Genomic DNA, 24,087 nt, shown 5'->3' with positions numbered 1-24,087 from the left:
TCACCCGAGAATAGGCCAAGATATAAGCATACTCCCCCCATTTTCGAATAAAACTAGCGTTTTGCGCATATAGATAGAGCGCGATAAAAATATACTAGAGAGGGGTATCTACTAATGGGTGCTGCCGCCGCTGACGTGGCTATCGTGCTTCACACTGATGGTGGTTTCCAGCAAAATCATCAGAGCGTCCATCATCATAGCGAGCGACATACTGGGCGCGCCACGATGTGCCGCCGCTTGCTCAGGCAGATAAGGGATGTGGACGAATCCGGCATGTTGTATCGCATGGCGGCTACTTGCCATATGCATCAGGCCGTAAAACACATGGTTGCAGACATAGGTGCCGGCCGTTTGCGAGACCGACGCCGGTATCCCTTTGGCATGCAAGGCCTGAACGATGGCTTTGATCGGCAGAGTAGCGAAATAGCCGACCGGGCCATTGGCCACAATAGGGGCGTCGATCGGTTGCTGGCCCGCATTATCGGCCATCGGTGCGTCATCGACATTGATTGCAACCCGCTCTATCGTCAGATCGGCGCGGCCGCCGGCCTGCCCGACACAGACCACCACATCAGGCGCGACTAGCCGGATTTTGACGGCCAGGGTATCGAGCGCAGCACCGAAGGCGCACGGCAACAGCGCCGCCACAATGCGGCTACCATCGTGTAAATGTTTGCCGTCCAGACGCCGCACCGCTTCCCAGGAGGGATTGTTATGCTCGCCGCCGAAGGGCTCAAAACCGGTGAGTAAAATAGTCTTCATGCGTCCCTACCTTTAAGGAAAAACCAGAAAATACATTAACAGTATATTGCAGGCCAGCACCGCCAGGGCGGTCGGGATTTGTATCTTGATGACTTGATATTTATCTTTCAGCTCCAGCAAAGCCGCCGGCACAATATTAAAATTGGCCGCCATCGGTGTCATTAAGGTTCCGCAATAACCGGAGAACATGCCTATCGCCACCAGCGGAGCCGGATTAGCATGATGCCCGAGGATTAAAAACGGTAAAGCGATACCAGCCGTCATCACCGGAAAAGCGGCAAAGGCATTCCCCATAATCATGGTAAACAAGGCCATGCCAACACAGTAAATCGCCACCAGCGCCAGACGATTTTCCGGCTCGACGAACAGCGTAACGATAGCCTGTATCGAGCGCCCGGTCTGCGCCGCCACAAACACCCCGCCCAGCATCGCCAGCATCTGCGGCAACAACAGCGCCCACCCCATCGCATCGACCAGGCGGCGCGATTCGCGTACCGCCAGCAAGGGAGAGCCGCCGGTGAGCTTGCTGCCAAGTAGCAGCGCGGCCAGGCAAGCGATGGTCAGCGAGGCCAGAGTCAAATTCTTTTGGTCGAGTAAAAACCAGTGGCCAAACTTGAGTTCTTTGGCAAACAAGGTCAACAACACGGTGATTACGGGTATCGCCAGCGCCGGTAAAAACAGACGATTGCCTAAGGTCTTGGCTGAGCGCTGATGCTCTGCCTCATCCTCAGGCGGCGGCACGCCGACGCCCAAGAGATTGGCACCGGCCAGCGCAGCGATCAGCAATACGATCACACCAACCAGCCGGTAAGTGAGCTGCTTGCCCAGCAGACTCAGCATCAGGTCGCCGAACAAGAAACTAACACCAAATAAAAACCAGAACAGAGCGGTGCTATAGCGCTTAGGATTGCTGGCATCGCGCCAGCTCAGGCCAGCAACCAGCATGGCGATCGCACCGATCAGATAGAACACCAGATTGATACTGATAATGCTGTCTATGCCGCTCATGCCACCACCTCGGCTTTGGCGGAAACGGCAAGCGCGCTTTGTGCCAAACGCCAGGCCTGCATGTCACGGGCGATGCGCGCATCCAGACGCGACAACCGAAATAAATGGATCACCAAAGCGCACAAGGCGGTAGGGATTGCCCACAAACCTATCATCAGTGGCTCCACTCCGCTGATGCCGTTTTCTTTCAGGAAGGCGGTCATCAACAACACCGCGCCGAAGGCAATAAAAATATCTTCGCCAAAAAACAGTGCGACGTTATCGCAAGCCGCCGCGTGGGCAGCGATGCGATCACGGAGTGGCTGCGGCAAATCGCCATGCAAATTACTGGCGGCCGCTTCTGCCATCGGTGCCAACAAGGGTCGCACCGTCTGCGCCTGTCCGCCCAGGCTCAACAAACCCAGGGCCGCGCTGGCCTCTCTCACCACAAAATACAGCATCAGAATACGCCCGGTGGTGGCACTACGTATGCTCGCCACCCAAGTTTGCGCACGCTGCTTTAAACCATAGCGCTCCAGCAAACCTATCACCGGCAAAATCAATAAAGCACTGGCCAACTGGCGGCTACTCATAAACTTTTCGCCGAAGGTTTCAAGCAGGCTCAGCGTATCCATGCCGACCGCCAAACCGGTCGCCAAACCAGCCACCGTCACCACCATCAGCGGATTAAAACGCAAGGCAAATCCCATCACCACGATGGGGATACCAATCAAGGGCAGCCAAAGGCTAAGATCCATGCAAACTCCTAAATTAAAAATATATTTTTTGAGCTTGTCGCTAAGCCTATTGCGCTTGCCCAAATGCGCGCACCGCGATACCTTGCTGGGTCAGGGTATGCCTTAACAATTGCGCTAACTCCAGAGCATGGGCACCATCGCCATGCAGACAAACAGTATCGACCTGCAGACTCAAGTAATGACCGTCCAGCGCCAGCACTTTGCCCTGCCGTATCAGGCACAGGGCTTGCGCCAGCGCCAGTTGCACATCGTCTATGGTGGCGCGCGGCAAACTGCGCGATGCCAGCGCGCCATCGGACTGATAGCGCCTATCGGCAAACACCTCTGCCGCCACCGCCAAACCGGCCTGTTGTGCCGCGCTGATTAGTGCGCCACCAGACAAACCAAAGATACGCAAACCAGGATCGATCGCCGCCACCGTCTGTACGATACGCTGCGCCAATGCCGGATCACGCGCGGCCTGGTTATACAGTGCACCATGCGGTTTCACATGCGTTAGCTGAGCACCCTGTTCCAACACTATCGTGCGTAACGCGCGGATCTGCCCGTCTAGCATTTCAGCCACTTGATCTAGCGGCAAATGCATCTCGCTGCGGCCAAAATTTTCTCTATCGACAAAGCTAGGGTGCGCGCCTATCGCCACCCCATGCTGCAGCGCCAGACGCACTGCCGTACGCATACTGTCCGCATCACCGGCATGGCCGCCACACGCGATATTGGCCGAACTGACGCAGGCCAAGATCGCCGCATCGCAGTCCGCGCCCTCGCCCAGATCGGCATTTAAATCGATGCTGGTAATACCTAGCTCAGTGGCCGGCACCGCGTGCCCAAAATCATGTCCCATACAAACTCCATTCCAAACGATATTGTTCCTGTTGCCATTTTTTTTGGGCTGCCCTTGCCTGTGCCAGATCGCTCTGGATAAAGCAAAAACGCGTACCCGGCCGTGCCTGCGCCAATTTCCACAAATCCGCCTGTATCACCACCCCTATGCGCGGATACCCACCGGTGGCCTGTGCATCGGCCAGCAAGACTATCGGCAAGCCATTCGGCGGCACTTGTATCACCCCCGGCAGCACCGCATGCGACAACAAATCGCCGGGCGTTGCGCGCAGCAAAGGCGTGCCTTCTAGCCGATAGCCCATGCGATTACTCTGATGACTAACACCCCAGGCCTGCTGCCAGAATGCCTGCTGAGCGGCGTCCCCAAACTCTTGATATTCCGGCCCGGGCAAGACCCTTAATTCCGGCGTCCACAGCCTTTGCAAACAACCGGCGGGCCGATCGCACTCCGCCCCGGCCGCCACTACGCCAATTGGCAAACGATCGCCGTTTTGTAAAGCGCGTCCAAAAAATCCGCCAAACTGCGCCGCGATATCGGTGCTGCGCGAGCCCAAGATCTGCGGCACGGCAATCCCGCCCGCCACGGCCAGATAAGCCCGCATCCCCTGTTTGGCACCACGCAAAGTGAGCAACTGCCCGGCCGCAGCGTAACTACGCCAACCGCTGCGTACTGGGTCGCCATCGAGCTCTGCTTCAAAATCAGCGCCGCAGATAACAAACCAGCTGGCAGATGAAAAGCGCAATGCGATCGGCCCTACCACGAGTTCCAGACCGGCAAAATGCGCAGGATTATTCACCAGACGATTCGCCAACAGCAGCGCCGGCGCATCCAAAGCGCCGCTCTGTGCGACGCCTAGATGCCGGTAGCCGCCACGGCCCTGATCCTGCACCGTAGACTGTATCCCAGCGCGTACCACCTCTAAAGTGGACTGAGTAGATTTAGCGATTGTCATACCGCGACAAACCGTACCAAATCGCCAGGCTGCAGCAAACTAGGCTGAGCCAGCTCTGGATTAAACAGCGACATGGAGCTGCGTCCTATCAACTGCCAGCCGCCTGGACTTGCCGCCGGATAGATGCCGGTCTGCATGCCGCCTATACCCACAGATCCGGCTGGCACCGACAAGCGCGGCACTGCGCGGCGCGGCGTCGCCAACGCTGGCGGCAAGCCACCCAAATAAGCGAAGCCGGGCTGAAAACCTAAAAAATACACCATGTAGTCGGCCGCCGTATGTTCAACAATCACTTGTTCGGGGCTCAGCCCGGTGTGTTCGGCGACTAACTCCAGATCGGGACCAAACTCGCCGCCATAAGTCACCGCGATCTGCACCGATCGCGAGCTAAAATCCTGCGCCTCGCTACGCTCCCATAAGTCGGCCAACAGTGCCAGTTGCTCCGCCCCGCTAGTGAGATCAGGATCAAACACCAGTGTCAGATTATTCATGCCAGGCACCACCTCGCGGTAGCTACCGATAGCGCGCAACTGCTGCGCCAGCGACCACAGGCGGCGCTGACAAAACAGACTGACTGGCGCGCAGGTCTGTATCACGGCAGCGCTCTCGCCCAGCAAATAGAACGACATGGTGTCTGAGGACAGGATACTCATACGATTAGGATAGTCTGCAAGAAGTAAAAAATAACATGTGCCTCACTTATTTACCAGCGAACTTCATGCTGCAAAGCGATGATATTGCCTAAGCTTGGCTAAGCAAGTTCACTGATTTTTTTGCTGTTTTGTTTGCAGTTTTGTTTGCATTAAGTCGGCCTCCACCGCCTTCAATAAATTGGCGTTTGACCACTGCAGATCTTTCACATAGATCGCTGGTAAATACACCTGGCCATTCTTTCTAGGACGATTGACATAAACCTTGTTAGGGATGATCACATCGGCCAGTCCTGAGGCCAGTCTTTGGGTACGCACATCCATATAAGTGGAGTCGGCAGAACTAGGCGCGCCTATCAGTTTGGTATTAGAAAATAGAGAAAAAACGTCGATCGCATCGAGACAAGCGCTGGCGCATTGGCCGGGCACAATCACATACAGCGGCACCTTAAATGCAGGCGGATCGCCAAACACATCGGCATTTGCCTCTTGAGTCGATTGCTTTAACGCTTTTTGTTCAGCCTCGACAAAAAATTTGTCACCACGCGCTAAGGCCGCCTGCATGCCTTCACTTTGGATTCTGGCCCATTGCGCGCCTTCGATTTGTTTTTGCTGCGTCAGCACCTCGACCAAACCCGCAACATAATCGGTATTCCCTAGCGACGCACGCCACCAGACTTCAGTCTTGGCACCATATGCAGCCACACGCCTATCGACCCTGCCCTTACCCCACAGAGCTTCGGCAAAAAGCTGACTCCATTCAGACGAGCCACCCTGGTTTTGACGCAAATCGATCACAACAGCATCGGCCTCGAGGAAATTTTTTCTATGCTCAGCCAGACCTTTTAGCATCAGGCGATAGGCCTCGCGCTGTTTTTCATCCGGCGCAAATGTGGGCATGGCCAACCATAATATTTTTTTGCGCGGCTCACTCATGCCGACCTCAAGCTGCTCGCCGTTATAACTTTCCGTCCTCCATTTGCTCGCTTGTTCGCTCAACGCTTTCCAGACTAAACTATGCTGCGAGCTCTTGCCATTCAAACTAAACTGGCAGCGCCTAGGCAACGCCAGAAAAGGATTTCCTCTATCTAAAAATACCCGCGGTGCCCGCACCCACCAGTGGCCAGCCTCATCACTACGGCCTTGAAAGCCGAACACATTCGTACTGATAATTTGCTTGATAGGCTTACCATCGCAGGCCAACACTTCGGCCCCCACAGATGGCCCACCCATCTCGGCAGCATACACATACAGAGCATCGCCGCGCCACACGGTAATAAAGCCAGGCCAGCGTTCTGCAGGCAACTGACTCACATCCAGGTTGTGAGACATACCGGCATGACCATCGTGTATCCGCACATTAAACCCCTGAGTCGCGGCCACATACCCAGCCGCATCCTCCACCCTAACCGCCAAAGCCAAGCCAGACGCTTTAGCCGCCTGCAGATTCTTTAAGAAATCAGGATTAGCCGTATCGTAAACGCCGGGATGGTTTTCCATGCTCAATTGATACGCAGCATCGATATCAATAATCGCTGCATGCCGCCAATCGGCAGCGGTCTTTGGCAAGACAGGGTTCTCAGCAGGCTGAGCATTAAGCGTAAGCGGCGCTGTGGCACTGAGCAAAGCAAAAACCAGCATCGCAGTCGAGCTGTAGCGAGAGGCGAAGAAAGTCGAAAATGGCATCATGGTTTTCTTTCGTAAAGAGAGCTATTGCTATCCAAGAATGGCAGGCACAGCGGAATTCGCAAGACACGCTATAGCGACTAATAGCGCAGAATTGTAAGGGCTTTAGTGAATAAACTGCCAAAAATTCAACTATTTCATAAAAAAAACAACTGGAGATATGAGGTAGATTGCACTAAACAGTGAATTTGAAAACGCTACACGCATATTCCATGCGCCTTCCAGACCAATATCGTGCCAGAAGCAGCATGGGATATGCGCAGTGGCTTGCTGGTGTTTTTGGTTTTCTGGTGCTTTTGGTTTGCTGTGACCAGGTCGTGTTTTTACTTCTTTCGTTGTTGTGCGATTGCTGGCCGGTGGTAGACCGGCGGCTACTTCCTTTTCTTGCTTCGCCAAGAAAAGGAAGCAAAAGAAGGCGCCGCAAAGTCGCTGCCCTTCGGGTGCCCGCCTGTGCAGGTCAAAAAATGGGAAATGAAGCAAACTCGCCTGCGGCTCAGACAGCTTCATTTCTAATCCATTTTCTGCCATGCACAAGCGGCAGCGCCACATGCGAAAGGCAAACGTCAACACATCCGTGGTGCTGCCGCCGTTCAACTGAACAGGCAACGCCCAAACACATCGAGCTACGGCAATCTGCTGCTGTTGACTTGGTTTTTGACTTGGTTTTTGACTTGGTTTTTGACTTTGTTTTTGACCTGGCTTTTGACTCTGCTTTTGAATCGAATTCGCATGTGGCGCTGCCAATTGTGCGGGGCGGAAAATGGATCAGAAGTGAAGCTGTCTGAGCGCAGCGAGTTTGCTTCATTTCCCATTTTACGACCTGCATAATTGGGCACCCGAAGGGCAGCGACTTTGCGTCGCCTTCTTTTGCTTACTTTTCTTGGCGAAGCCCTTCGCAAAAAAAACGACCGTATAGTGAACTAACCGCTTGTGCAAGTTGAAAATCAAAACCAATCATCCCGATTGTGACCTCCTCTTCTCCGAACGGCAAATATTCCAACATTTTGAGTAAAGCTAATCAGGTGCTGCTTCTTACTCTACGTCTGACTTGAATTTTGACCTGGAATTCCACAAATCAGGGTGTTATTTAAAGCGTATAAGATCACCGTATCAATTGCTATTTGCTTGCGGGACCTACGTCTTTAATTACTTTGACGAACCACTGGCTGTATCCGCTCGCAAGAATATATCTATGCTCCATCACAGTATAGAAATTTTCTTTGACGCTCAATAGGTACCAAACACGTTTCACTGGATAGTCAGTATTGAATTGTTCGGTTTGGGTTAAAACACCTTGATCATCCAGCACCCATATTGTTGGTCCTTGACTATTATCGATACCCTTACCATCTGAGAAAACAGAACTAATAAGAGCGCTGTTTGTATTTACCTGCCACTGCCGATAAAACGAACCATCACGTACAAAACGGCGATTCGGCTCAACTTTAGCGACTGTCTTTAAATTGATTTTTTCACCATCGTTCATCAGCCATATTTCAGTACCACTCTTTTCATCCCGGATTAAGCGAGAAAACCTCACCACCTTCGTGCCGCCCGCTAAGGTTAATGTATCAATTGAAAACGACCACGTGACGGATAGGCCACCGCGTAACATGCGTCCGCTATTACTACCGGTGACTTCAAAAATATCGGTTTCTTTTATAAGACCGCTATCAAACAAATTTAAGTTACTCTCAATACCAGCCCATTTTGAACCTACGCTAAAATCAGCGGCGCTAAGAGGCGTTGATTTTGCACGATCCATCACTTTATTAAAAGTTCCATTTGCGCCACTATCAAACACCGTCACTTTTCCGACGTTCGGTCCCTCTAATAAAGTAATTTTTCCACTGCGATAAATATTTACAGTGCCGGAATCGGCACGACCGGCTACCAATACGAAGCTAAAGGCATCAACTTCAAAGACTGTTCGATCGTGCGTAGAACTGTCGAAGTCATCAATTAAATAGGGAGTGCTCAACTTAATATTCAGCCGACCGGCATCAAGCGACCAAGTGGCAGGGCGGCTACCGTAAACAGTATGTACGCTAGCATTACCATCAGGTTGATAATCAACAGCCATCCCGTCAGTTTCCGATGTTTTTCCGTTAAGATAGACCAAACTTAGTGTCTTGGTCGGGGCGAATACTGGGCGCACATCAGTTGAAATAGCTCTCAATACTTCGCCATAGGTTTCATTAAAAAGAGCGTTATTAGTGATTTTTTGATCTTCAACAAAAGAATACAATTGGCTTGAATATACCGGATTACTAGCAAAAACTAAGGTATCGGCAATACCTGCTGGTAAGGCAACCCCTTTATCAACAATCAGCTTGATCGCCGTCGCAATTTCTATTTGATCTTCAATATGCAAGCTCGAGACTGCCGAGTTCAATTCCAGCTGTGACTTCGGCATTTGTTTACCGTTGCCCTGTATAGCCAGCATGGCTGAAGCGGTACTCAAATGACTGACATTTAATGATGACGTCGCGGCGGCACTAACCTCACCCTGGTTATTCGCCAACTTCGCCAGAGTGGCGGCGTCGCCAATCAAACTCTGCAGCTTGACCTTACTCTGCGCACCGACACCAGTAGCGACAATGCTAATCATATCCTCGGGTTTATCCAGTTTAAGCGTCAGACTATAACTGCCATCGGCTGCCGCGACCGTATTAACAGTCTGGGCACCCAGAGTGACGCTCAACTGCGCATTGGCAATCGGGCCATCGCTTACCACGCCGCTAATTTTTATATCGGCACTGACCTTGATATTAACGCTGGCACTGGCCTGGACTCCGCCTTCCCCTTCTGCCGTGTAGCTCAGCGTATCGGGGCCGAAATAGCCCGCGTTGGGAGTGTATTCTATGGCATTGCCAAGCAACTTTGCACTACCGTGCGCCGGCGCACCGACTGCGCTTAGAGTGAGGCTACCGCGACTTGCGCTATCATTTTGCAAGACAGGAATACTGCTAGGTTTATTCCAAGAAACGCTGGCATCGTCAGCCATCAAACTTAGAGCGACCGATGCCACCGCGGTAACCGGACTAGAGCTACCACCACCACCACCACCACCACAAGCGCTAAGCGCCAGCAGACAAAAACCTATTGAAGCCAAATAGCGATATCGCATAGAACAATCCACGTTAGATAATTTTAAAATGCAGGGATATAAAGACAAACAGCATATCGTTTCGATTAAAACGACAGGGTCGCATTGTAAGGGCTTTTATTGAAAAAGTGCTAAAAACTCAACTATCTCATAAGAAACAGCTGCTGGTATGAAGCAGATTGCTCTGAACAGTGAATTTTAAAAATGCTACACGCATATTCCATGCGCCTTCCAGACCAATATCGTGCCAGCAGCCGCATGGGATATGCGCAGTGGCTTGCTGGTGTTTTTGGTTTTCTGGTGCTTTTGGTTTGCTGTGGCCAGGTCGTGTTTTTACTTCCGTCGTTTATGTGCGATTGCTGGCCGGTGGTAGACTGGCAATCGAACAACAACGACAGAAGTAAACCAAGCCCCCTGCCACTGCGCATATCCCATGCGGCTCGCAGGCCAACATGCCTGAAGAAACGCATGGGATATGCGTGATGGCAGGGTCGGCTTTTAAATACCTTACGGTACATCGATATGCGTGCGATTACGCCTAGCTAATCGCACCTACCGGCTATTTTATTAAAATATATAAGGTGATTTAGCCATGTAGGGCGCATACAACTAGCGCGATAAATCAGCCAATAATCAAGAGCACCGCATGATCAATCCAGGTTACACCCGCCCGGCTATTTTTATGGAAGCCCCATCTTTGGAGCGCTCAAATTGCCACCAAAATATGCCTCAATCCTCTTGTCATTTTTCATAAAAGCGACCAACCAAGATAGATCGTCATCTCTTCCAGGCACCGTCCGATTCAATATATCCGCGACAAGCCGAAATGCTGGATTAAGATCCTCCTCATCAAATTCGTCAATCGAGATCAAAATTAATATGCATTGAAAATCGTCTTGTATTTCATACCAAATTGAATTTCTTGGAAAGCTAGTTTCCGCTTCAATCAGCTTAAAAATTTTTTCTATCAATTCGGGGGTAATGATCGGGCTGCTCATTTCTATAATTTTCAAACGCTCGTCTTATTCATGCGAAATTCAAAACCCCACCCGCATATCCCTTGCGCCTTCCAGTCCAATATCGTGCCAGCGGCCGCATCTGGATTGCGCTTGCAAATTCTGGTGAAGCAGTTAGCCCAATAAATCTAAAACCTATCCATACTGCGCAGCCACTTGACGAAGGGCATGGGGTCTTGGTCTTCTTTTAGGTAGAACACTTTACGGGCGAAATCCCAATGAGCACCTAGCGATTTTGCCAGTGCCCAATCATCGCCATTGGCTTTAAATTCTATGCGCGTATTGTTGTTCGGGCCGCTAAGTTGCTCGTCGTTTTTGTCGACTGCGGCATCGGCGCGGGCTTTGCTGCCGCTGATTTTCATGCGCGCGATGTAGGGGCTGCGCTGCGCTTCCTCTTTTGGGCTGATCAGGGTCAGGCATAATTTGGCGCGGGTGGCGGCGACATAAAACAGATTCTCTTCTTCGGTCGAAGTCTGTCCGGCGAAAGGGAATTCGGTCTTCTCAAGATAAGGCAAGATCACGTGATCGAACTCTTTGCCTTTGGCGTTGGCGGCGCATTCTAGCAGTACAGATTGCTTGGTTTTACGGGCCGAAATAAACTCGTCGGCGGCACCTATCCAAACCGAAAAATCGCGCAGATTCATTTTTGTTTGCGCCGCGGCCGCGATAAAACCTTGCACCGATTTACTCACCACCATGGCGTCGTAAGCATGCACATACAGGCGCTTGGCCAGCGCTTGTATATCGATCAGCCGGCAGATCTCGCGCAACACTGCGTCGGCCGGCGTATCGGCATCCAGACTGGCGACATACGCCACCACCACCGCCATACGATTCTTGACGCCCTGCTCTACGCTGCGATCCAGGCTGTTTTGCAGACTGAGCAGGCTATTGCGTAATTCGCGCAATAGCAACTCCGCTTCTGAGGCCAAAATACTGCGCTGCAGGTAGGCGCTAATTTCTTGCAGTTTGTCTTCGACCTCGCCAAACACCTGCGACTCTAGGCCATGCACTACGGCCGCACGCACATAGTCGAGTAACCCCGCCAACGCGCTATTGAGCTGGCCCAAGACCAGCTCGGCGCTCTGCGTTTTTGCGCTAGCTTGCAACTGCTCCAGCAGGGTGTGCAGAAGCTGCCTGAGCTCCTTGCTGCCATCCTGACTCAGACGGCCAGCGAAGAACCAGCTGAGCGCTTCTGGCGTATGTTCGGTATCGATCGCACTGGCGCGGAAGTCTTCTATATTCTCGCCTTCTGCCAGACTGATTTCGGCAAAAATCAAGAGCGAATCAAAGATCTCGCCACGGATTTTTTTTGACTTAACGCTGCCAAAATTTTTCAGTGCAATCGCAATCACACCGCGCAAAAACAAAATCTCTTCGCGTTGTAAATAGCTCTTCATCTCCAGCGTGTGGTAGGCGATATCGGCTTGCATCAGGGCGTTTTCTATGGCGATAGACTGATGCCTTTCGCGTACCAGAATCGCGCAAGCACTAATAGCATGTTTGGCCTTGTGCCAGCGCTGTATGGCGCTTATCACCTGTGCCGCACAGGCACTGTTGTCGCCATTTTCTTGCATGTCGTAAGTGAGCTGACTGATCTCGGTGCGCAGCGCCAGCGGTGACTCTATAGGCTTATTTTTAAACGCCTCCATGGCGTAGGCCAGATGCGGACCATGCCGGTAGCAGTTGGTGAGCGGGTAGCTGACCATCGCAGGGAAGCTCATTTTGAAGCGACTATTGATGTATTCGTCGCTGGCGCCGAGCTTGGAATGGATGACCTGATCCTTATCACCGGCACCGACAAAATAGGTATAACTAGGATCGATCAAATGCAGCAAGATGCGGAACGATGCTTCGTTCAGATCGTGTAGCTCATCGCATAAAATCAGGCGATAGCGTGGTAGCAGATTTTTAGTATACGGCTCGGCATCAAGTATTCTGGCCAGATCGTAGCTGGCATCAAACGGGCCGCGAAACAGCACCCTGTCATCATTGCCAAGGCGAATCAGCTCATACTCGATGGCTGTCAGATATTCGGCCAGTTGTACCCCGAGCAGAGTACTGACTTCTTCCAGCTCCATAGACTCAAAATCGCCTTGCAGCGACATTTTGGCCTTCATCGCCAATTGCGCATTGATGAATTGGCTAATCGCCAGACTATGCGTGCTGATCTCTAAAAATTCGACCTGGTCGCGGTATTGTTCACTGCACTTGTCGCTGAGATTTTCCATCGCCGCGATCACATAGTCTTTCAGGTCTTTACTCTGCGCCAGATATGGCACCTTGCGCAACTCTATCTTCTCGAGTATCTCGCTGGCAAAGTCATTAAAGCTGGCGACGTGCAGGCGGGCGGCGGTGGTGGCCGGTATGCCGATTTCCAGCAGGCGTTTTTTTAAGACCTCTTTAGCTTCGGGCGTAAACACCAGCGCCAGAATATTCTCAGGCTCTAACTTGCGCGCAATCGCCTCGCCGATTCGCAGCGCCAGCGTGGTGGTTTTAGCGGCACCGGCATTGGCCTTGATGATGACCGTCTTATTTTTGGCCAGCTGGATTGCCACTTGTTCGGCGGTAGGGATTAAGCCCTTGGGAACGAAACGGGGCGCATCGGTTTTTATCATGGCAGCCTATTTATTGTAGCGGCGCTGCTCTGACTAGCAGTTTTAAAAGCTGCCTAGCCCAGCGCGCATATCCCATGCGGGTTTCCAGCCTGCCTGTCCGCAAACCCGCATGGGATATGCGCAAGGGCGGCATGCATTTTTAAATTTAGAAATCTAGCGAATTTACTTACTGCTCGTTAATCGCTACTCGTTACTTGCTAATCACTGCGCCGTCGCCATACTTGCCAGCTTTCTTTGCCGACAAACACGGGGATAGAATCGCTGGCGGCACGCTGTTCTTGCAATTCAAAATACGGTAATAACAGCGCCTGCAAATCGGCGGCAGTGATGCTAAAGGGCGGGCCCTTCAGACTACGTTCGGCACACTCATCGAGAAAGAAAAAACCTGCCAAGATGCCACCGGCCGGCAATAATGCGGCCCAACGTCTGGCGATGGCTGACCGCATCGCTGGCGGTAAGGCGCACAGGAAAGCGCGTTCGTAGATCAAGTCCAGCCTCTGCGCTGGCTGGTATTGAAAAAAATCGGCTTCGATCACGTGCTTGCCCCACTCACCTATCGCAGCCCTGGCACTGGCCACTGCGGCTGGGGAGAAATCGATGGCCGTCACATCCCAGCCAGATTGCGCCAGAAAAGCCGCTTCGTAACCAATACCGCAACCGGGTATCAGAGTCGCCATAGGCTGCTTTGCCAGGCGCACAAATTCTTGCAAATCCTGCGGCACTCCGCCCTTATCCCAGGGCATAAATTGCGCCGCAAAACGCTGATTCCAGAACTCGGCTTGCGTCGGGTCTTTACCGGGAAACGTCGGCAACGTGCTCATCTCAATACTCGACAAAGTGGAACAGGAACTGCGCCAGCAAAACTCCGGCAAACATCCCGCCGGCGAAGTAAATAATAGTACGCAGTAGACGATTGGTAGCGCGCTGCTCGTTCAGCAAAGCAGCCAGCATGGCATCGTTTTGCGGTGGATCAGCAGCACGCATCAGGGCTTGATGCGCTAGTCGTGGCAATTGCGGAAAAATATGGCTGTAGCGCGGCGCTTCGGCTTTGAGCTTTTCAAACAAGCCGCGCCAGCCGATTTGCTCGCTCATCCAGCGCTCCAGATAAGGTTTAGCGGTTTTCCAGAGATCGAGTTCTGGGTCAAGTTGACGCCCCAAGCCCTCAATATTCAACAAAGTTTTTTGCAACAAGACCAGTTGTGGCTGTACTTCCACATTGAAACGGCGCGAAGTTTGAAACAGTCTGAGCAAGATCTGACCGAAAGAAATATCCTTTAAGGGTCTATCGAAAATAGGTTCGCAACAGGCGCGCACGGCCGCTTCTAATTCATCGACGCGCGTTTCTTTCGGGGCCCAGCCTGATTCTATATGCGCCTCGGCCACGCGCTTGTAATCGCGCTGAAAAAAGGCCAAAAAATTTTGTGACAGATAGTCTTTATCGAAATCATTGAGGGTGCCGACGATACCGAAATCGAGCGCGATATAGCGCCCAAAAGTGGCAGGCTCGGTAGAGACCAGGATGTTACCCGGATGCATATCGGCGTGAAAAAAACCGTCACGGAAGATCTGCGTAAAAAAGATGGTGACACCATCGCGTGAGAGTTTTTGCAGATCGATGCCGGCCTCGCGCAACTTGTCTAGTTGTGAAATCGGAATACCTTTCATGCGCTGCATCACGATCACCGAAGGCGAGCAATAATCCCAGTACATCTCTGGCACCAGCAGCAAATCGGAATCAGCAAAATTGCGACGCAACTGGCTACCATTGGCGGCCTCGCGCATCAGATCTAACTCGTCATGCAGATATTTATCGAACTCAGCCACCACTTCTTTGGGTTTCAGACGTTTGCCGTCGGCCCATAAAAACTCCAGCCAGCCAGCCGCGATCTGCATCAGAGCCACATCGTTGTCGATCGCGCCTTTCATACCCGGGCGCAGCACCTTAACCGCCGCTTCCCGTCCATCTTTGAGGGTGGCGAAGTGGACTTGCGCGATGGACGCCGAGGCCACCGGTACGCGATCAAAACTGGCAAACAATTGATCCGGATGCGCGCCTAAGGATTTGACGATCTGAGCGATCGCCAGATCTGTATCGAAGGCCGGCACGCGGTCTTGCAAGCGGGCTAGCTCATCGGCGATATCGGGCGGCATCAGATCACGGCGGGTCGACAAGACCTGACCGAACTTGACGAAGATAGGGCCGAGATCTTCTAGTGCCTTACGTAAGCGCTCGCCACGCGGAGCAGACAAATCGCGCCAGAACAAGAGCGCCTCTATAAAACGCGCGGTACGCGGCACCGGCAAACCGGACATGGCGATTTCATCGATACCGTAGCGCACTGCCACCCGTATGATTTTAAACAACCTTAAAAATTTCAAGCCCATCTACGACAACCTTTCTAATTTGGCGACGCGCTTCATGAGTCGTTCGACATCATCGCGTATTTTATTGACTTCACTGCCAAAAGCCTGCACCGCCGCCGGACGCACCAGCATGGGCTGCTCTTCCAGAAAATATTCTGCCAGGTTTTCCTGGATGTTTTGATGCGTTTGCTTGACGGTGTCTAGCAGCGATTTAGCGCTTGTCACTATGCGTACTGCCGCCACGTCACCGAACAGCTTACTCAGGTCTTCTTCCGCTTCCCAGCGCAGGTGTTGGCTCAGATGCGAAATGCTGTTAGCAAAATCGGCATCGCCCTCGATTTTCACGTAAGAAAAAGCGTGTTCCCGGTGTTGTGCGATCAAGGGCAGGTCTGCCGCTTTCAGGCGTATTGTGACATCAGGAGCAGCCTCGCCAGCAGCCGCTTGCAGCATGCCATCGCCGGTAATTTGTAGTCTCAAGGAAAACATTTGCAGATCGATGCAGGCGACTTTTCCTGCGTGCTTTTGCAATTTGCTTCTGGCCCAGGATTCTTGAGCCAGCAAATGATTGACGAACAGGGCGAAGGGCGGAGAGAGAGGAATCATAATGAAATAAAAAAACCGCCCATGAAAATCATGAGCGGTTTCAAGTTTAACAGTTTATCCCGCGAAGGGAGCCTGTGATTGATCAAACTTGGCGTGCACAGCTACATAAAGCAGCTTGTGCCAGCGAAAACTATAGCTGCTGTATGCCAGCTAAGGTCCAGCCGCCTTGACCATTCAAAGCTTTAGTCAGATTCCAGACTTCTTTGAAGGCTTCTGCCGGGGCGTTTGGATCTTCTTTGATCATGCCGCTGAACTTGACGCTGGCCAGATACTCATTGCCGACAGTATCAAGACCAAGCAACTCGGCATCCACAGTCACCACATCGGTGACATTGGCAGAAGCGCCGCGCTCTTGAATTTGCAGTTTAATCTCTGCATACATTTCGGCCGTGGTGAACTCCCGAATATCGTTGATATCGGCTTTATCCCATGCTGCTTGCAGACGAATAAAATAGGTCTTGGCATTGCGCAGGAAGGCAGGCACATCGAAATCTGCAGGAATGCTCCAAGTACCCTGGTCTGCCGCATTACTAGTGGCAGCTGCGGAACCGAAGCTCGATGAGTTCGACAGGAAAGCCTGCGGTTCTATGCGTGAACCGATTTCAGGCAAGGCCGTCGATGAGGCACCAGCGTAGGCAGGCTGAGAAAATGCGGAAGGCGCAGCGCCGCCGCCTTTACGGTTTTGATACAAGCGATACAGGAAGAAGGCAGCACCAGCCAACAGCAACATCGGCAAGATAGAACCTAAAGCACCAGCCAAACCGGCACCCATACCAAAATGCGAGAACATCGCGCCTAACAAGGCACCACCAACCAGACCACCAACGATACCCTTCCAAGGACTAGCCGGTTTCGGTGGAGTCGCACCGGGTGCCGCAGCTGGAGCCGCAGCAGGCTTAGCCTGATTAGGCGCAGCGGGGGCAGCTTGCCGCGAGACGTTGCTTGACTGACGGCCGATAGATCCGCCACCGCCCATGCGCTTGGCTTCGGCATCGCCTACTGTCATGGTTAAGGCACCCGCCATTAACATCATTGCAAACAGAAATTTTTTCATTCTTTGCTCCTAAAATTTTGCTTAAAACTTAAAATTCAAAACTTAATACCGACATGCAGCGCAGCTACACCGGCGGTTAAATTAAAATACTCCACTCTTTCCAAACCGGCCTCTTGCATCATCCCTTTTAAAGTCTCTTGATCCGGATGCATGCGTATCGATTCTGCCAGATAACGATAACTCTCGGCGTCATTAGCGATTTTTTGCCCCAACCAAGGCAAGACCTTGAAAGAGTACAGATCATAAGGTTTTTGTATGATCTCCGGCACTTTGGAAAATTCCAGTACTAGCAATTTCCCGCCCGGCTTCAAGACCCTGCGCATTTCCGCCAGAGCTCTATCCTTGTGCGTCATATTGCGCAAACCAAAGGCCACGCTGACACGGTCAAAGTAATTATCAGGGAATGGTAGTTTCTCTGCATCACAAAGTAAGGTGGGGGTGATCAGACCTTTATTCAAGAGCCTATCGCGCCCTACTCTTAACATGGACTCATTGATATCTGTATGCCAGACCTCGCCGCTCTTGCCGGCTTGCTTGACAAACTCCTTGGCCAGATCGCCAGTGCCACCAGCGATATCGAGAACTTTAAACCCCGGACGCACCCCTGCTTGTGCGATCGTGAAGATTTTCCAGACTCTATGCAAGCCAGCCGACATCAGGTCGTTCATAACATCGTATTTGGCCGCGACTGAGTGGAAGACCTTAGCCACTTCATGGACTTTTTGATCTTCTTCTACGGTGGCGTAACCGAAATGGGTGGTATTGCTCATGATGTGGCCCTTATGATAGGTGCGCGTTGCAGGCGCGGGAATTGCGGGCATTATAGGGCAAGCCCGATCCCCGAGCTAGCGCCGCCACTCTAGCTTGCGTCTAATGCTTGTGCCCACAAGAGCCACCGGACTTGATCTGCACCGTCAGATCGCGGCCAGTATCATCCGGATGCCCGGCCGCATGCAGTCTTTCCATGTAATCTAGCCACAGACTACCCTGATTGTCGCCTAACCAATACAGGTAATCCCAGGAAAATATCCCGGATTCGTGACCGTCCGAGAACAAAGGTTTGACCGCGTAATTACCAACTGGTTCCAAACCTGTCATGCCAACCTCGCGTTTGCCGGTTTGCAGGGTTTCCTGACCGATGCCGTGGCCGCGCACTTCGGCCGAGGGCGAATACACGCGCAATAATTCGAACGGTAAAGAAAACTCTTTGCCGTCGTCAAAATTGATTTCCAGCACGCGTGACTGGGTACGGACATTGAGCGCGGTGGGTGCTGGCGTAGGGATAAGTTTTTTGGGCGCGTTCATGTTGATTTTATTGCTCCTGTTGATACTGTTGGCCGCCACATCCAATAATAAATACTGATGCTAGCGGCAATTAATATCGCTTATTTTAGGCGCTTTAGCAATTCTTCGCGCAAGCTGGGCAATAAAGCCATGCGTACACTGACGTCGGGCAAGATAGGCTTAGCGACCGCCCATACCGGATTGGGAAAATGCGCATCGTCCTGATAGCGTGGAATGATATGCCAATGCAAATGCGGCACCACATTCCCCAGGCTGGCCAGATTGATCTTGTGCGGCGCCATGACATCGCGGATCGTTTGTTCGACGATCCAGACCACGGCCATCATCTCATTACGCTCAGATTCTGACAAATCGCTCATTTCTTTGACGTGCGCATTCCAGATTACCCGGCAAAAACCCGGGTAATTGGCATCATCCACCAAGACTACGCGCCACTTTTCAGTCGCGTGTAGCAAATCAGAACCGCCCGCTACGCTTACGCAGAGTTCGCAACTAGACATCAGACCAGGACCCTTTCAATACCGCCGTTATTCGCTTTGGCGACGTACTCTGGCATCCAGTTTGGCCCCAAAATATGTTTCGCCATTTCCACCACGATATAGTCGGCGCTGGTGTCTGAGTCTTCATCGAAACGTGTCAAGCCTTGCAGGCAAGCCGGGCAAGAAGTCAGAATTTTGACCTCGCCCGTAAAGCCATCGGCCCGTAATTTATCGGCACCCTTAGTCATTTCCTCTTCTTTACGGAAACGGATCTGGGTAGAAATATCCGGACGCGATACCGCCAAAGTACCGGCCTCGCCGCAGCAGCGTTCATTTTTCTCGATTTTGACGTCGTCTATCGTCGTGATGAGCGCATTCACGGTTTTTAAAGGATCTTGCAGTTTCATCGGCGTATGGCAAGGGTCGTGGTACATATACCGGGTACCGTTGACCGCTGCCAGTTTGACGTTCTTTTCCAGTAAATATTCGTGAATATCGATAATGCGCGAACCTGGAAAAATCTTATCGAATTCATAGCCCTGGATCTGGTCATAACAAGTACCACAAGAGACCACCACGGTCTTAATGTCGAGATAATTCAGGGTATTTGCCATGCGATGAAACAGTACGCGATTATCGGTAATCATCTTCTCGGCTTTATCGTACTGACCGGCACTGCGTTGCGGATAACCGCAGCACAGATAACCCGGCGGCAGCACGGTTTGCACCCCGACATTCCAGAGCATGGCCTGGGTCGCTAATCCGACTTGCGAAAACAGGCGCTCGGAACCACAACCGGGGAAGTAAAACACCGCTTCGGTATCGGCCGTAGTGGTTTGCGGATCGCGGATGATAGGCACCATCTTATCGTCTTCGATATCGAGCAAAGCGCGCGCAGTTTTCTTGGGTAAATTACCCGGCATTTTTTTATTGATGAAGTGAATCACCTGCTCGCGCATCGCTGGCTTACCTAAACTGGCCGGCGGTGCCTTGGTCTGTTTTTTCGCCAGTTTTTTCAAGACGGTATTGCCCAATCTTTGCGCCGTCACGCCCCAGCCGAAAATCACCTGGCGCGCCGCCTTGATGGTGGCCGGGTCTTTCGCATTGAGGAAAAACATGGCGCTGGCGGTGCCGGGATTGAAGGATTTTTTATCCATCTTACGCAGCAAATTGCGCATATTCATAGAGACATCACCGAAATCGATATCGACCGGGCAAGGTGTCAGACATTTATGGCAAACCGTGCAATGATCGGCCACGTCTTCAAATTCTTCCCAGTGCTTGATCGAGATCCCGCGCCGGGTCTGCTCTTCGTACAAAAAGGCTTCTACCAACAGCGAAGTGGCGAGAATTTTATTCCGTGGTGAATACAGCAAATTGGCGCGCGGCACATGGGTGGCGCAGACCGGCTTGCATTTGCCGCAACGCAAGCAATCCTTGACGCTATTGGCAATCGCGCCGATATCGCTTTGCTGCATGATCAGAGATTCATGTCCCATCAGACCAAACGATGGGGTGTAAGCATTGCGCAGATCGGCCGCAAATTCAGGCAGATTAAGCAGCTTCCCCTTATTGAAACGCCCTTCCGGATCTATGCGCAATTTGTATGCACGGAAATCCTTGATCTCGTCTTCGGTCAAATATTCTAGTTTGGTGATACCGATACCGTGTTCACCCGAAATCACGCCATTGAGTGAACGAGCCAGCAGCATAATGCGCGCTACCGCGTGATGCGCGACCTGCAGCATTTCATAGTTATCCGAGTTGACTGGGATATTCGTATGCACATTGCCGTCACCAGCATGCATGTGCAGAGCGACGAACACGCGGCTACGCAAGACCGATTGGTGCAGGGCAGTACATTCGTCGAGTATCAATTTGAATGCGGCACCATTGAAAATTTGACGCAGAACTGCGCGTATCTCCGCCTTCCACGAGATACGCACGGTGCGATCCTGAACGATAGAAAACACGGTGGCATCTGGTTGACTTAAGAGTCGCTGATCGAATACAAAGTCCAGCTTGTCTAGCCCCAGCGCCAGCATCTCGCTCTTGGCATCGCTCAGTGGCTTGTCCAGATTATTGAGTAGATAGGTCCAGCGTGCCTCGGCCGCTTGCAACAGGCTATCGGCTTGATTAACGCGATCTTCGAGTAATTCGGCGGCTGGAATATCATCACCATCGGCATCTTCACTCTTTCCTAGCGGCAGATGATCCCGGGCAAAGAAGTTTTTCAGCTCGGCCACCAGCGCCAGCTTATTCTGTATCGAGAGTTCGATATTGATACGCTCTATGCCATCGGTGTATTCACCCATGCGATTGAGCGGGATGACCACGTCTTCGTTAATTTTGAAGGCATTGGTATGCTTGGAGATCGCCGCGGTTTTAGCGCGATCGAGCCAGAATTTTTTGCGCGCTTCCGGGCTAACGGCCACAAAGCCTTCGCCAACGCGGGTGTTGGCGATGCGTATCACTTCCGATGCGGCTTGCGCTACCGCGTTTTCATCATCACCGACGATGTCGCCGAACAAAGCCATCTTGGGCAAGACACCGCGCTTGGATTTAGTGGTGTAGCCGACCGCACGCAGATAGCGCTCATCCAGATGCTCCAGACCGGCCAATCTAATTGACGCAAACCCGGCACCGCCTTTTACTGGAAGGCCATCGAGGTAATCCTTGATCTCGACGATGCTAGGAATCGCATCGCGTGCCTGACCGAAAAACTCCAGACAAACGGTGCGCGTGAACTTAGGCATCTTATGCAAAATCCAGCGCGCCGAGGTGATCAGACCATCGCAACCTTCTTTTTGCACGCCAGGCAAACCGGACAAAAATTTATCGGTAACGTCTTTGCCCAAGCCTTCTTTGCGGAAGCTGCGACCAGGGATATCGAGCTGCTCAGATTTGAACACCTTGCTTTCACCCGGATGACGCCATTCCAATTTGAACTTGGCCATAGGCGCATCATGGATCTTGCCCAGATTGTGCTCTAAACGCGTCACTTCCAGCCAGTCGCCGTTCGGGTCGACCATTTTCCAGGACGCTAGATTATCCAGCGCGGTGCCCCACAACACGGCCTTTTTACCGCCGGCATTCATAGCGACATTACCACCTACGCAAGACGCTTCAGCCGAAGTCGGATCGACCGCAAACACGAAACCGGCCTTATCGGCAGCATCGGAAACACGTTTGGTGACAACCCCGGCACCCGAGTAAATCGTCGCGTATTCGCGGTCTACGCCAGGCAACATGGTCATTTCAACCGCGCCCAACAGCTCTAGTTTTTCGGTATTGATGACGGCCGAAAACGGCGTCAATGGAATCGCACCGCCGGTGTAACCGGTTCCGCCGCCACGCGGGATGATGGTCAAACCTAGTGTGATACAGCTTTTCACCAGGCCGGCCATTTCGTCTTCGGTATCCGGTGTCAAGACCACGAAAGGATATTCGACGCGCCAATCGGTGGCATCGGTTACGTGCGAAACCCGGCTTAAGCCGTCGAACTTGATATTGTCTTTGGCCGTGTATTTGGCGAGTAATTTATTCGCTTTTTTGCGCAAATCATAGGTATCGCGAAACTCTTGCGAAAAAGCCGCAACCGCTTTACGCGCGGCCAGCACCAGTATCTCTACGCTATTGCTGCGCTCGGCATCGGCATCGCTGGCGGTACTCAGGCGGCGTTTTTCAACTTCTGCCAGACGGTGGTTAAGTGCATCGATCAGCTCTTGCCGGCGCTTGGGATTATCCAGCATATCGTCTTGCAGATAGGGATTGCGCCGCACCACCCAGATATCACCCAAGACTTCGTACAACATGCGCGCCGAACGCCCGGTCTGGCGTTTGCCGCGTAACTGATCGAGCAATTGCCAGGCATCGTCACCTAATAAGCGTATGACGATTTCACGATCGGAAAAAGAAGTGTAGTTATACGGAATTTCGCGCACGCGGCTGCTGCCAGCAGTGTTGGCGGGCTTAGGAGCATCAGAGAGTAAGGCCTGGATTTGTGCTGGAGCATTCATCAGTGGGATCTTTTAGACTGAAGGCTGAGGATGGCGAACCGTAACTCGACCGACGATATGAGTAAGGAAATTTAAAAAGCGATTTAAAAGCGTAAAGACAGAATTAAGCCATTCTAGCGTATTGCGATGCACCATGAGCGAACAGCCCTACAGTCGCTACGCCTTAACAAAGTATTTAATGGGGAAAAATCGGATTTTCGCCTAAGAATATTCGGCAAGTGGTTAGGCCAGTGTTTCTCACTACTATGGGGGTATATGCTAAAACGATGCTCATTACGCACATATGACGGCGGATATAAAATATACCCCCTACCAGTATATGTTTACTACCGAGTTTATCAAGCAAACTGGTATTAAAATTGGTATTAGAGCGGTTTTTCAAAAAAACCACTCTCCCAAAGTTCTCCAAAAGCCATCAGGCAGACTGAGCAAGATCCAGGTCATGCTGATGTAGCGCAAAAATTTCCCTATCGTCATGTACATCACGCTAGGCCAAAAAGGTAATTTGAGCCAACCCGCCAAGGTGCACATAGGGTCTCCGATCACCGGCAGCCAAGCCAGTAACATAGTTTTGGCCCCAAACCGACTCAAGTAAGCAAACCAGCGACTACTCCGCTCCGCCGCAAAAGTCTGCTTGGCATAATAGCCCATCCAATAGTCGACCACCCCACCGAGTGAGTTACCCAAAGTGGCCACTGCAATCACCGCCCAGTACAAAGAGGGATTGGCGCTAATGACCGCAAACACGGTCGGTTCTGAACCTAAAGGCAACAAAGTGGCGGCGATAAAGCTGATCAAAAAAACCGCGCTCAAGCCGACTTGCGGCAACGCCAGCACTCCCAATAACCAGTAAACCGCAGCAACGATCATCGTGATCCTGA

General features: G+C 52.0%; 20 protein-coding genes. All 20 read right to left on the bottom strand.

Annotated features, from left to right (window positions below; genetic code table 11):
• Window positions 1-111 precede the first annotated feature (111 nt).
• Window positions 112-762 (bottom strand): pyroglutamyl-peptidase I, encoded by a 651-nt coding sequence (gene pcp / locus ACO0K8_RS15585; protein WP_422947577.1) that lies wholly within the window; start codon window positions 760-762, stop codon window positions 112-114.
• Between the two features lie 12 nt (window positions 763-774).
• Entirely contained in the window at window positions 775-1,761 is a 987-nt protein-coding gene (locus tag ACO0K8_RS15580; protein ID WP_422947760.1) for a DUF979 domain-containing protein, read from the bottom strand.
• Between the two features lie 5 nt (window positions 1,762-1,766).
• Window positions 1,767-2,507, bottom strand: a complete 741-nt coding sequence (locus ACO0K8_RS15575; protein WP_422947576.1) for a DUF969 domain-containing protein — start codon at window positions 2,505-2,507, stop codon at window positions 1,767-1,769.
• 46 nt (window positions 2,508-2,553) lie between these two features.
• The gene (locus tag ACO0K8_RS15570) at window positions 2,554-3,306 is read right to left on the bottom strand and encodes a 5-oxoprolinase subunit PxpA (RefSeq protein ID WP_422947759.1); all 753 of its coding nucleotides are present in this window, start codon (window positions 3,304-3,306) and stop codon (window positions 2,554-2,556) included.
• 34 nt (window positions 3,307-3,340) lie between these two features.
• Window positions 3,341-4,303 carry a biotin-dependent carboxyltransferase family protein gene (locus ACO0K8_RS15565; RefSeq protein WP_422947575.1) on the bottom strand — a complete coding sequence of 321 codons (963 nt, stop codon included), beginning with the start codon at window positions 4,301-4,303 and terminating at the stop codon, window positions 3,341-3,343.
• Window positions 4,300-4,956, bottom strand: coding sequence for a 5-oxoprolinase subunit PxpB (gene pxpB / locus ACO0K8_RS15560; RefSeq protein ID WP_422947574.1), 657 nt, complete (start codon window positions 4,954-4,956; stop codon window positions 4,300-4,302). Before pxpB ends, ACO0K8_RS15565 begins: the two co-directional genes overlap by 4 nt.
• Window positions 4,957-5,064: 108 nt before the next feature.
• Window positions 5,065-6,642, bottom strand: coding sequence for a S41 family peptidase (locus ACO0K8_RS15555; RefSeq protein ID WP_422947573.1), 1,578 nt, complete (start codon window positions 6,640-6,642; stop codon window positions 5,065-5,067).
• A gap of 129 nt (window positions 6,643-6,771) precedes the next feature.
• Entirely contained in the window at window positions 6,772-7,383 is a 612-nt protein-coding gene (locus tag ACO0K8_RS15550) for a hypothetical protein (RefSeq protein WP_422947572.1), read from the bottom strand.
• A gap of 373 nt (window positions 7,384-7,756) precedes the next feature.
• Complete coding sequence (locus ACO0K8_RS15545; protein ID WP_422947571.1) at window positions 7,757-9,646, bottom strand: Ig-like domain-containing protein; 1,890 nt, start codon at window positions 9,644-9,646, stop codon at window positions 7,757-7,759.
• A 782-nt stretch (window positions 9,647-10,428) separates the two neighbouring features.
• Window positions 10,429-10,746, bottom strand: coding sequence for a hypothetical protein (locus ACO0K8_RS15540; RefSeq protein WP_422947570.1), 318 nt, complete (start codon window positions 10,744-10,746; stop codon window positions 10,429-10,431).
• Window positions 10,747-10,892: 146 nt separating this feature from the next.
• Complete coding sequence (locus tag ACO0K8_RS15535) at window positions 10,893-13,382, bottom strand: 3'-5' exonuclease (protein WP_422947569.1); 2,490 nt, start codon at window positions 13,380-13,382, stop codon at window positions 10,893-10,895.
• A 197-nt stretch (window positions 13,383-13,579) separates the two neighbouring features.
• Window positions 13,580-14,203, bottom strand: coding sequence for a methyltransferase (locus ACO0K8_RS15530; RefSeq protein WP_422947568.1), 624 nt, complete (start codon window positions 14,201-14,203; stop codon window positions 13,580-13,582).
• A 1-nt stretch (window position 14,204) separates the two neighbouring features.
• On the bottom strand, window positions 14,205-15,767 hold the full coding sequence (gene ubiB / locus ACO0K8_RS15525; RefSeq protein WP_422947567.1) for a ubiquinone biosynthesis regulatory protein kinase UbiB: 1,563 nt from the start codon (window positions 15,765-15,767) through the stop codon (window positions 14,205-14,207).
• Window positions 15,768-16,349, bottom strand: coding sequence for a ubiquinone biosynthesis accessory factor UbiJ (locus tag ACO0K8_RS15520; RefSeq protein WP_422947566.1), 582 nt, complete (start codon window positions 16,347-16,349; stop codon window positions 15,768-15,770).
• 130 nt (window positions 16,350-16,479) lie between these two features.
• Window positions 16,480-17,403, bottom strand: a complete 924-nt coding sequence (locus ACO0K8_RS15515; RefSeq protein ID WP_422947565.1) for a Tim44 domain-containing protein — start codon at window positions 17,401-17,403, stop codon at window positions 16,480-16,482.
• Between the two features lie 35 nt (window positions 17,404-17,438).
• Window positions 17,439-18,173: a bifunctional demethylmenaquinone methyltransferase/2-methoxy-6-polyprenyl-1,4-benzoquinol methylase UbiE gene (gene ubiE / locus ACO0K8_RS15510; RefSeq protein WP_422947564.1), complete on the bottom strand. Its 735-nt coding sequence runs from the start codon at window positions 18,171-18,173 to the stop codon at window positions 17,439-17,441.
• Between the two features lie 100 nt (window positions 18,174-18,273).
• Complete coding sequence (locus tag ACO0K8_RS15505) at window positions 18,274-18,708, bottom strand: gamma-butyrobetaine hydroxylase-like domain-containing protein (RefSeq protein ID WP_422947563.1); 435 nt, start codon at window positions 18,706-18,708, stop codon at window positions 18,274-18,276.
• An 80-nt stretch (window positions 18,709-18,788) separates the two neighbouring features.
• The gene (locus ACO0K8_RS15500) at window positions 18,789-19,208 is read right to left on the bottom strand and encodes an HIT family protein (RefSeq protein WP_422947562.1); all 420 of its coding nucleotides are present in this window, start codon (window positions 19,206-19,208) and stop codon (window positions 18,789-18,791) included.
• Window positions 19,208-23,206: a DUF3683 domain-containing protein gene (locus tag ACO0K8_RS15495; protein ID WP_422947561.1), complete on the bottom strand. Its 3,999-nt coding sequence runs from the start codon at window positions 23,204-23,206 to the stop codon at window positions 19,208-19,210. The genes ACO0K8_RS15500 and ACO0K8_RS15495 overlap by 1 nt, the downstream gene beginning before the upstream one ends.
• Before the next feature lie 378 nt (window positions 23,207-23,584).
• The gene (locus ACO0K8_RS15490) at window positions 23,585-24,076 is read right to left on the bottom strand and encodes a YqaA family protein (RefSeq protein ID WP_422947560.1); all 492 of its coding nucleotides are present in this window, start codon (window positions 24,074-24,076) and stop codon (window positions 23,585-23,587) included.
• Between the last annotated feature and the right edge of the window lie 11 nt (window positions 24,077-24,087).

It is taken from the genome of Undibacterium sp. Ren11W (genome assembly GCF_049340485.1).
In the GTDB taxonomy this organism is placed as follows: domain Bacteria; phylum Pseudomonadota; class Gammaproteobacteria; order Burkholderiales; family Burkholderiaceae_D; genus Undibacterium.
Note: the sequence above shows the minus strand (reverse complement) of the source record. Positions and strands in the feature narration are given on the sequence as shown.

Bases quoted from the DNA above. Each gene is read 5' to 3' on its own strand.
- ACO0K8_RS15540 (WP_422947570.1), bottom strand. From the start codon at position 10,746: ATGAGCAGCCCGATCATTACCCCCGAATTGATAGAAAAAATTTTTAAG.
- ACO0K8_RS15565 (WP_422947575.1), bottom strand. From the start codon at position 4,303: ATGACAATCGCTAAATCTACTCAGTCCACTTTAGAGGTGGTACGCGCT.
- ACO0K8_RS15520 (WP_422947566.1), bottom strand. From the start codon at position 16,349: ATGATTCCTCTCTCTCCGCCCTTCGCCCTGTTCGTCAATCATTTGCTG.
- ubiE (WP_422947564.1), bottom strand. From the start codon at position 18,173: ATGAGCAATACCACCCATTTCGGTTACGCCACCGTAGAAGAAGATCAA.
- ubiB (WP_422947567.1), bottom strand. From the start codon at position 15,767: ATGGGCTTGAAATTTTTAAGGTTGTTTAAAATCATACGGGTGGCAGTG.
- ACO0K8_RS15535 (WP_422947569.1), bottom strand. From the start codon at position 13,382: ATGATAAAAACCGATGCGCCCCGTTTCGTTCCCAAGGGCTTAATCCCT.
- ACO0K8_RS15505 (WP_422947563.1), bottom strand. From the start codon at position 18,708: ATGAACGCGCCCAAAAAACTTATCCCTACGCCAGCACCCACCGCGCTC.
- pcp (WP_422947577.1), bottom strand. From the start codon at position 762: ATGAAGACTATTTTACTCACCGGTTTTGAGCCCTTCGGCGGCGAGCAT.
- pxpB (WP_422947574.1), bottom strand. From the start codon at position 4,956: ATGAGTATCCTGTCCTCAGACACCATGTCGTTCTATTTGCTGGGCGAG.
- ACO0K8_RS15515 (WP_422947565.1), bottom strand. From the start codon at position 17,403: ATGAAAAAATTTCTGTTTGCAATGATGTTAATGGCGGGTGCCTTAACC.
- ACO0K8_RS15530 (WP_422947568.1), bottom strand. From the start codon at position 14,203: ATGAGCACGTTGCCGACGTTTCCCGGTAAAGACCCGACGCAAGCCGAG.
- ACO0K8_RS15545 (WP_422947571.1), bottom strand. From the start codon at position 9,646: ATGGCTGACGATGCCAGCGTTTCTTGGAATAAACCTAGCAGTATTCCT.
- ACO0K8_RS15555 (WP_422947573.1), bottom strand. From the start codon at position 6,642: ATGATGCCATTTTCGACTTTCTTCGCCTCTCGCTACAGCTCGACTGCG.
- ACO0K8_RS15500 (WP_422947562.1), bottom strand. From the start codon at position 19,208: ATGTCTAGTTGCGAACTCTGCGTAAGCGTAGCGGGCGGTTCTGATTTG.
- ACO0K8_RS15495 (WP_422947561.1), bottom strand. From the start codon at position 23,206: ATGAATGCTCCAGCACAAATCCAGGCCTTACTCTCTGATGCTCCTAAG.
- ACO0K8_RS15490 (WP_422947560.1), bottom strand. From the start codon at position 24,076: ATGATCGTTGCTGCGGTTTACTGGTTATTGGGAGTGCTGGCGTTGCCG.
- ACO0K8_RS15575 (WP_422947576.1), bottom strand. From the start codon at position 2,507: ATGGATCTTAGCCTTTGGCTGCCCTTGATTGGTATCCCCATCGTGGTG.